Raw genomic sequence first — 259 nt, forward strand, 5'->3', positions numbered from 1 at the left:
GCTCGAATCGAACCTCGAAGCCAGCCACAGCACGCTGCGCGGTACTAACCGACAATCCGAGCGGATCGTTTTGATTTCCCAGAAAGAAACACTCGCGTGTTCTTTCAGGACCCAACAGTGTGTCGATATATCCCCGCGAGCCGGCCATGTGACCGGCTCGGATGCGGAGAGGTTGTCAGCGTTCCACCCATGAGCTTCCGCGGTCTCTCGAATGGAGACTCAAACGGTCTCTGCCACAACCACATCCACCTGTGCGGAG

At 57.5% G+C, this 259-nt stretch carries 1 protein-coding gene; it reads left to right on the forward strand.

Annotated features, from left to right (window positions below):
* The coding region (locus tag ON41_RS42620; RefSeq protein ID WP_218003385.1) for a hypothetical protein at window positions 1–193 on the forward strand (193 nt) is incomplete at its 5' end.
* Between the last annotated feature and the right edge of the window lie 66 nt (window positions 194–259).

The organism is Nocardia transvalensis NBRC 15921 (assembly GCF_000308875.1).
GTDB lineage: Bacteria > Actinomycetota > Actinomycetes > Mycobacteriales > Mycobacteriaceae > Nocardia > Nocardia transvalensis.